We start from the raw sequence: 8367 nt of genomic DNA, 5'->3' as shown, positions 1-8367 counted from the left end.
TGACAAACTTAAAAATTTTCAGTATATACAAATAGCTTTGATTTATATTTAATATTTATTAATTTAATATAAATCAAAGCTATTTTTAATTTAATATATTTTTTAATTGAAATTATTAAAAAATCACTTTATTATAAGGACAAAAAATTATAATAAAGTTGGTTTATATATGAAAAAAAGAATTCTTTTATTAGGAGCTACAGGCTCTATTGGTACTAATACTTGTTCTGTTGTTAGAGAGTTTTGCAATGATTTTGAAATAGTAGGAATGTCTACAAATAGTAAAATAGATGTATTAAGAACTTTATGCATAGAGTTTAAACCTAAAACAGTTAATATATCCGATAAAAGTGCTGCTAATATTTTTAAAGATTATGATTGTACAGATAATATAAATATTCATGATGGAAGCATTGCTGATTTTGTTAAAAATACTGATTTTGATATATTAGTAAATGCCCTTACAGGATATGCAGGATTTTTACCTACAATAGAAGCTATAAAAAAAGGTAAGACTGTAGCATTAGCAAATAAAGAAACATTAGTTGTAGGCGGTGATATAATCAATGAATTATTAATAAAACATAATGCCAAATTAATACCTATAGACAGCGAACATTCTGCAATATTCCAAATACTCAACCATTTTAAAAAGGAATCATTATCTAAAGTTATAATAACAGCATCAGGCGGGCCTTTCTTTAGAACACCTAAAGAAGAATTAAAAAATGTTACCGTTGAAATGGCTTTAAAACACCCAACTTGGGCTATGGGCAGTAAAATAACTATTGACAGTGCTACTATGATGAATAAAGGCTTTGAAGTTATAGAAGCACATCATTTATTTAATTTAGATTATGATAAAATAGAAACTATTATTCACCCTCAAAGTTTAATACATTCTATGGTAGAATTTGTTGATGGTGAAATATATGCACAAATTGGTAAGAATGATATGCGTCTTCCTATACAGCATGCATTAACTTATCCAGAAATAAGAAACACTCCTTTTGAAAAATTAAAATTATATGAACATCCTGAAATCAATTTTTATAAGATGGATTTTGATAAATTTGTAATGTTAAAATTAGCTTATGAATGCGGAAAAAAAGGAGGACTTTATCCTTGTGTTTTGAATGCTGCTAATGAAATATGTGTGTATTCATTCTTAGAAAAGAAAATAGGTTTTACTGATATATTTGATATTGTAACAAAAGTATGCGACAGAAAAATAAATATACCTCTTTCCGTTGATAATATTATTAATATGGATAGTGAAATCAGAAAAGAAACAAGATGGATAATAGACTCTATGATTAATAAATAAAATAAAAATTTGTTGTAATTGATAATTTTTACTTTATAATATATCATTATCAAAAAATATTTTAAGGAAATATTATGCGTTTATCGAAACTATTTATGCCAACTTTAAAAGAAGCTCCTAGCGATGCTATAATAGCTTCAAATAAATTGATGTTGAGAGCTGCACTTGCAAGAAAAATATCAAATGGACTTTATTCTTATTTACCTCTTGGAGTTAGAGTATTAAACAAAATATCTAATATTATACGTGAAGAAATGGATGCTATAGGTTCTAATGAATGCATAATGCCCATACTTGTTTCAAAGGAATTATTGACTCCTTCAGGAAGATGGGAAAGATTCAAAAAAGAATTATTCAGATTAAAAGACAGAAATGATGTTGATATGGCAATGGGGCCTACTCATGAGGAAGCATTCACTATAACAGCACAAAATGAAATACAATCATATAAAGATTTTCCATTAACTTTATATCAAATACATACTAAATTCAGAGATGAAATACGTCCTAGATTCGGAGTTATACGTTCTAAAGAATTCACAATGAAAGATGCTTATTCATTTCATATAACTAAAGAATGTCTTGATAAAACTTATAATGATATGAGCGGAGCATATACAAGAATATTCAAAAGAATGGGACTTGATACAGTTAGTGTAAAAGCTGACAGCGGGGCAATGGGCGGTGAAGGCAGCGAAGAATTTATGGTTTTAAGCGAAGTAGGTGAGGAAACTATTATTTTCTGTTCTAAATGTAATTACAGAGCTAATGTTGAAAAAGCTAATGTAAAAGAAGATGAAGTTGCTAAATCTTACACAGATAAAGCATTAGAAGAAGTTCATACTCCTGATATAAAAACAATTAATGATTTAGAAAAATTCTTTAATACAACTTCAGACAATTTTATAAAAAGTATAATATACAAAACTGAAGAAGGTGAAGTTATATTGGTTGCTATAAGAGGTGATTTAGAAATTAATGAAACTAAATTATCTAATGCATTAGGCGGACTTGATTTAGAACTTGCTGATGAAGAAACTGTAAAAGAAGTTACAGGAGCTAGAGTAGGTTTTGCTTCTCCTATAGGATTAAAGAAGAAAATAAGAATATTTGCTGATAACTCTATCAAATCAGTAGCTGATGCAATAGTAGGCGGAAATAAAGATGATACTCATATCAAAAATGTTAATATAACAAGAGATTTTAATATTGATGTATGGGGTGATTTCAGAGTAGCTAAAGAAGGAGATAAATGTCCTCAATGCGGAGAAAAATTGTATCAGAAAAAAGGTTTAGAGTTAGGACATATTTTCAAACTTGGTGATAAATATACTGAAGCATTTAATTTCAAAGTATTAGATGAAAACAACAAAGAAATAACTCCTATAATGGGCTGTTATGGTATTGGAGTTAATAGAGCTTTAGCTTCTGTTATAGAACAGAACTATGATGATAAAGGTATAATATTCCCTATAAGTGTTGCTCCTTATGAGGCTATAGTTGTAGCTATTGATAAAGAGGGAGAAGAATCATTCCAAAAAGCAGAAGAAATATATAATGCTCTAAATGCTTTAGGTGTTGAAACTATGTTTGATGATAGAAAAGAAAGATTAGGTGTTAAACTTAATGACTGTGATTTAATAGGAATACCTATGAGAATAATGGTTGGTAAAAAATCACTTCAACGCGGAGTAGTTGAGTTCAAACTTAGAAGTTCATCTGAAAGTATTGAAATTAAAGTTGAAGAAATAGTTGAATATGTGAAAAACAAAAAACAAGAATTATTCAATGAAATAAATAGCAGATTATAATAAATACAACTCTATAAATTTATAAAATGAATAAGATAAGTATTATATGCTTTCTTATTCATTTTATTTTTTAAATTGAATTATGGAAAATATAGAAATAGTAAACAATATCGATGAGAATATAATAGATTCTATTTTTTTAATAGCTTCAAAAAGCGAATATATATATTTATCTAAAGACTATATAAAACAGTATATAGAAGATGAATATCATAAAGTTATAATAATCAAAAATGAAAATATAATAGTTGGATTTTTAATATATTTTTTATTATCTCCAGATGCAGATATAATATTCATAGCTACTTATCCAAATGATAAAGGATACGGAAAAAAGTTATTATCATACTTATTTAAAGATGCAAAGAATAATAATGTAAGCAGCATTAAATTAGATTTACATGAAAATAATACAAAAGCTAAATATTTTTATCTTAATAATGGATTTAAAAAAATAGCCATCAGAAAAAAATACTATGATAATCAATTTAATGCTGTCATAATGGAAAAAGAATTAAATTAATTTTTTATTCATAAAATATAATTAATGGAATTTCTTAAATGCTAATATACAAAATATACTAAATATAATATTAGGTACCCAAGCTGCTATAAAAGCATTAATATTTCCAGCTTCTCCCATAGATCTAAATATCATTACAACAGAGTAATAAAATAAAGCGACAAGAATTACTAACACTAAACTAACCACTAAAACACTTTGTGTAGAAAATTTAGAAAATAATGATGCAAGCATAACTATGATAAAACCTGAAAAACAATATGATATTCTATAATGAAAATCTGTTTCATATTTTAATGTAGCCATATTTATTTCTTTACGTAATTTAATAAATTTATATTCGTATGATAAACTCATAGAATCTAATGGCGGAGTAGGTATAAAATGCCTTTCCTTTTCTTTTACATCTAACGGATAATTAGTTATTTTTTCTACACTAATTTCTTTATTTTCAGTAAATTTTGTTAATGTTCCTTTCGTTACATACCATTTATCTTCTTCTTGCATCCATTGAACTTTAGGAGATGATATTCTCATTTCTATTCCTCCATCATCTCTTAATTTTAATATTATTGCATTGATCATATACTTATCTTTGTAAGAATAATCTTCTAAAAAATATACATAATTATCTGCACCAAATAAAGTCCAATCACCGCTAAACTCTCTTTCCCCTTTCCCCTTAATAAAATCGTTTATATCAAAGGCTTTTTTATTTAATGGAGCTGCAACAAACTCCCAAAAAAATACAAGAGAGGTACATAAAAAAATAACTATAATAAAGATAGGAGTAGAAAATTTAAATAAACTAATACCTGAATTTTCTATAGCTATCATTTCTTTGTTTTTTACAAAAGTTCCCAAAACATAGGTGGAAGAAAACATCAATGCGATTGGGAAAATATAATAAGTATAAAAAGGTATTTTACATAAATGATATGACAGAAAATATTTTATATTATGCATATTCTGAGTATAAGTAGATAATCTTGAACTTATCTCAGCCACTGTAATTAATATTACAAATAATATCAATGCCCCAAAGAAAAAAGATAGGAACTCTTTTAATAAATAAACATTTAATTTTTTCATTAACTTACATCTATACCATATTCTTGATTAAGTTCATTTAATTCATCAGTTATAGCATTATGCAATTCTTTAATTTTTTCCAATAAAGCAGAAGGCTTAGATTTACTGCTTTTACCAGAACCAAAAATTTTACTTATTTTTCTTTTAGCTTGTACTAATGTTTCAGCTTTTACTTTAGGGTCTGGAATAAATTTTGAAGCGTCCATACCAAGTAAAGCTGCCATATATAACATACCTTCATAACCAAAATTATTATCTATATCAGGCCCAAATGATTTAATCTTTTCAAAATTTTCTTTACCATTTTGCATACATTCTATAGAAGCTGAATATAATTCACTAGCTTTATATTGGAAGAATGGTATTAATCTATCATAATTTTCATTAGGATAAACATTAGCTAAATCTTCAAGTGTCCAACTAAGTCTTAAAGCACATAATGCCTTTTTTAATGTAGGAGCAGTATCTTTACCATGATAACGATAACCATCTAAAGCTAGAAAATAACTTGCTGCACCTTCCATCAATGTTCTATGTCTTTTAAAATCTATATCATTGCCAAAAAATTCATGCATATATTTAGCTCTTAATTTTGCTCCATCTGCTGCTTCCTCTTTTTTCTTATGATCTATTAGTTGAAAATCCTCTTGAAAAGCTGCATATAAACAATTAGGGCAAACTACAACTACATATATCAATGGATAAACCACACCATATTTTTTACTTTTTTCATAGGTTCTTCTTAAATCATCTCTCAATTTACCAGCTATTAACCTTCCGCCGCCTGTAAGAAGCATTTCATGATAGAACTCAGAATTACATATAGGGCAAGTTCTTGGGTTTTTCTCTATAAACGATATTTTTGGTTGATCATCACTCATAAAAAATCCTACTTTATAGTTATTCTAATAAACATTTTTAATTAAAAAACGTCAAATTTATTATCGACTTATTTCAATTTTTCAATATCACTTATATTGAATTTAGTCATTCTTAATTCGCTAAAAACTGTATTATAATATATTATATACAAATACGGATACTGTGCGGCTATTAATCTCATATTACCGCTGCTAGGCCCTAAAACAGATAAATCTATTATTCTATCATCCATAAATAAATACTTATTTCCATCTTCTTTAGTATATAAAACCATCATTTGTGCTGCATAATTCAATGCTGAATCTAATGAAATTATATTTGTATTTTCTGTTGTTATAACTCCATTTGTAAATACACCATCATAAAATCTTGTATAATTGATAGTTTGTTGATTATCTTTGGTCAAATATACTATATTAAATCTATTATGAGCCTCATGAGTTATGGAATACATACCTGCATTTGTTACAATAGCTCTATCATCAAAAAATTTGAATGCTGTATTAGTTTTTCTTGAACCATAAAAAATGTTTCCTGTTTTATATTCATGCATATAAAGAGCATATCCGTCCTTTTCACCTACAGCGAAAAAGCTATCAACAGGATTATTAGTATAAACAAAATCAGAGAAAAAATTATCTCTATAGAATCTTGTTACAGATAAAGTACCTCTATTATCTACAAAAAACAATGTTGGATAATAAAAAGCTGACATTACTAATTGTAAATCTACTATTTTTCTATTTTGCCTTAAATCCATAGCATAATTATTAAAATAGCCAGCATTATTATTAACATATAGTATTTTATTTTCTTTATTATATGCTATATGAATATTGCTGTTATTTGTAGTAATACTTATTAAATTCCCCAAAGCCCTATCATTATCTAATATGGTTCTTGTGAATTTACCTTCTTTCCCAGTAACATATACCGCAGTATTAAGTAAATCATCATAATATGCAAAATGTACATTATTATAACCATCTACAAATAATTCACTAATATACGGCTCTTTTCTTAAAGATGCAATACTCCAAGTAGAAAGCGATTCAAATCCGCTCATTCTTACATAATGCTCTGTAAGTGGTGGAGCATCTTTTTTTACTTCTTTTTGATATTGTCCTGTTAAATTAGCATATAAAAAAACTAGAGCAGTGACAATTAATATACTACTTTTTCTTAGATTTTTTACCATTTTCTATTTTTTCTACGGATTCAATACCTTCTTCTTTTGGTCTTATAAATCTGCATTTTATTACATTACCTTTTTCATCAAGCAATGCTTTGATATGAGAATAGTAAAATATACAATGTTCTATATAAGCATTATCATCAACAATAGAACCATATAAATAACTTACACCTTTTATTAATACATTAGTACCTATCTTTACAGGGTGATTATCACTTCCTGTAATATTAACTCCTCTTTCTAATGTTGTATTTTCACCTATATAAACATTTCCTTTAATTTGATCTCCAGAATATATATGAACATTATTTTCTAATATAAGTTTCTGATTTTCTAAACAAGAAAGAAGGACATTATCTCCTATATAAGCATTTTCACCAAGATGTACATTTCCCTCTATTTTAGCACCATGAGATATTGTCACACCATAATTAAGTGTAACACCTTTTCCAATATAAGCACCTTTTCCAACATATATATCAAGAGGTTTTTCATCTTTATCTCTTTCCAATATTTGTTCTACAACAGAATCATCAATAAAGAAATCTTCAGCATCATATATAGTGATTATATTTTTTAATTTATTATAAACATTTGATCTTGCTATAGATTCCATCTCTTTAAGAACTGTTTTATCATTAAATCCTAAAACAACTCTATTGTCTTTAGGCATATAAGTAGAAATAGTTAAATTATTATTGATAAAAATTTCTATTAAGTCAGTTAAATAAAGTTCATTTTGTGCATTATTAGCTTCTAATTTTTGTATCAATTCTTCTAAAGGCTTCATTTTGAAACCATATATTCCAGCTACATATTCATTAAAATTGTCTAACAATTCATCTTTTTCATAAGAAAATTTCTCATCTTTATAATTTTTATAAAGTTTTTCTTCATCTTTCATTGCTAGAATATCTTTATATTCAATAACACCAACAACATTACCTTGAGAACCTTGTCTGTATTTACTTTTATTTCCATCAGAAGTTAATCCTCTGCTTCTAAGTATTCTTCCATAATAGTTACTGCCTTTAGGACCATCATACATAGCAGTCATAACTATCATGTCTGTTTTAGACTTCAAAAATTCTTCATGGAATTCCTTCATAGTTTCAGAATCTATAAGTCCCATATCAGCATATATTACATAACAATACTTAATATTTTTTAGATCACTCTTTTCAAGTCCAACTTTAACAGCATGACCAGTCCCCCTCTGTTCTTCCTGATAAGCAAAATTAGTATTAGATTGCTTGCCAACTGCATTAGCAACATCTAACGCTTTTATACCAACTACTATAGTAATATTAGTCTTAGGCATACCATTTTTTACAGCAAGTCTAACTCTTTCTATACTTGGCACTCCCCATATAGTATGAAGCATTTTAGATGTAGAGCTTCTTATTCTTTTGCCATGACCAGCTGCCAATATTATCACTAAAGTATCATTTTTAGAAAATTTTGATGATAATGAAGCAAGAGCATTTTCAATTTCAACTACATTTTTTTCCATAATAGTAACTCCTATTTACTTATC

At 26.9% G+C, this 8367-nt stretch carries 7 protein-coding genes; 3 read left to right on the top strand and 4 right to left on the bottom strand.

Translation table 11 applies throughout. From position 1 onward, the window contains the following. Positions 1–169: 169 nt before the first annotated feature. The 3 genes from dxr (at position 170) to R4K56_RS00615 (ending at position 3661) form a co-directional block, all read left to right on the top strand. Positions 170–1327, top strand: a complete 1158-nt coding sequence (dxr, locus tag R4K56_RS00625) for a 1-deoxy-D-xylulose-5-phosphate reductoisomerase (RefSeq protein ID WP_335772532.1) — start codon at positions 170–172, stop codon at positions 1325–1327. 74 nt (positions 1328–1401) lie between these two features. Then, positions 1402–3138 (top strand): proline--tRNA ligase, encoded by a 1737-nt coding sequence (locus R4K56_RS00620; RefSeq protein WP_335757533.1) that lies wholly within the window; start codon positions 1402–1404, stop codon positions 3136–3138. 82 nt (positions 3139–3220) lie between these two features. Next, complete coding sequence (locus R4K56_RS00615; protein WP_335772533.1) at positions 3221–3661, top strand: GNAT family N-acetyltransferase; 441 nt, start codon at positions 3221–3223, stop codon at positions 3659–3661. A gap of 21 nt (positions 3662–3682) precedes the next feature. On the opposite strand, the gene R4K56_RS00610 is transcribed toward R4K56_RS00615, so the two are convergent. From R4K56_RS00610 to R4K56_RS00595, 4 genes are all read right to left on the bottom strand, one after another. Further along, positions 3683–4753, bottom strand: coding sequence for an LptF/LptG family permease (locus R4K56_RS00610; RefSeq protein ID WP_335772534.1), 1071 nt, complete (start codon positions 4751–4753; stop codon positions 3683–3685). Then, on the bottom strand, positions 4753–5634 hold the full coding sequence (locus R4K56_RS00605; RefSeq protein ID WP_335772535.1) for a DUF2225 domain-containing protein: 882 nt from the start codon (positions 5632–5634) through the stop codon (positions 4753–4755). The genes R4K56_RS00610 and R4K56_RS00605 overlap by 1 nt, the downstream gene beginning before the upstream one ends. A 68-nt stretch (positions 5635–5702) precedes the next feature. After that, positions 5703–6833 (bottom strand): hypothetical protein, encoded by a 1131-nt coding sequence (locus R4K56_RS00600; RefSeq protein ID WP_335772536.1) that lies wholly within the window; start codon positions 6831–6833, stop codon positions 5703–5705. Beyond that, a complete protein-coding gene (locus R4K56_RS00595; RefSeq protein WP_335757528.1) occupies positions 6808–8343 on the bottom strand; it encodes an NTP transferase domain-containing protein in 1536 nt (511 codons plus the stop codon). Before R4K56_RS00595 ends, R4K56_RS00600 begins: the two co-directional genes overlap by 26 nt. Between the last annotated feature and the right edge of the window lie 24 nt (positions 8344–8367).

The sequence above is a fragment of the Brachyspira pulli genome (assembly GCF_036997785.1).
Classification (GTDB): Bacteria; Spirochaetota; Brachyspiria; order Brachyspirales; family Brachyspiraceae; genus Brachyspira; species Brachyspira pulli.
The sequence above is the reverse complement of the archived record's forward strand: the minus strand, read 5'-3'. Positions and strand labels throughout refer to the sequence as shown.

Bases quoted from the DNA above. Each gene is read 5' to 3' on its own strand.
- dxr (WP_335772532.1), top strand. From the start codon at position 170: ATGAAAAAAAGAATTCTTTTATTAGGAGCTACAGGCTCTATTGGTACT.
- R4K56_RS00620 (WP_335757533.1), top strand. From the start codon at position 1,402: ATGCGTTTATCGAAACTATTTATGCCAACTTTAAAAGAAGCTCCTAGC.
- R4K56_RS00615 (WP_335772533.1), top strand. From the start codon at position 3,221: ATGGAAAATATAGAAATAGTAAACAATATCGATGAGAATATAATAGAT.
- R4K56_RS00610 (WP_335772534.1), bottom strand. From the start codon at position 4,753: ATGAAAAAATTAAATGTTTATTTATTAAAAGAGTTCCTATCTTTTTTC.
- R4K56_RS00605 (WP_335772535.1), bottom strand. From the start codon at position 5,634: ATGAGTGATGATCAACCAAAAATATCGTTTATAGAGAAAAACCCAAGA.
- R4K56_RS00600 (WP_335772536.1), bottom strand. From the start codon at position 6,833: ATGGTAAAAAATCTAAGAAAAAGTAGTATATTAATTGTCACTGCTCTA.
- R4K56_RS00595 (WP_335757528.1), bottom strand. From the start codon at position 8,343: ATGGAAAAAAATGTAGTTGAAATTGAAAATGCTCTTGCTTCATTATCA.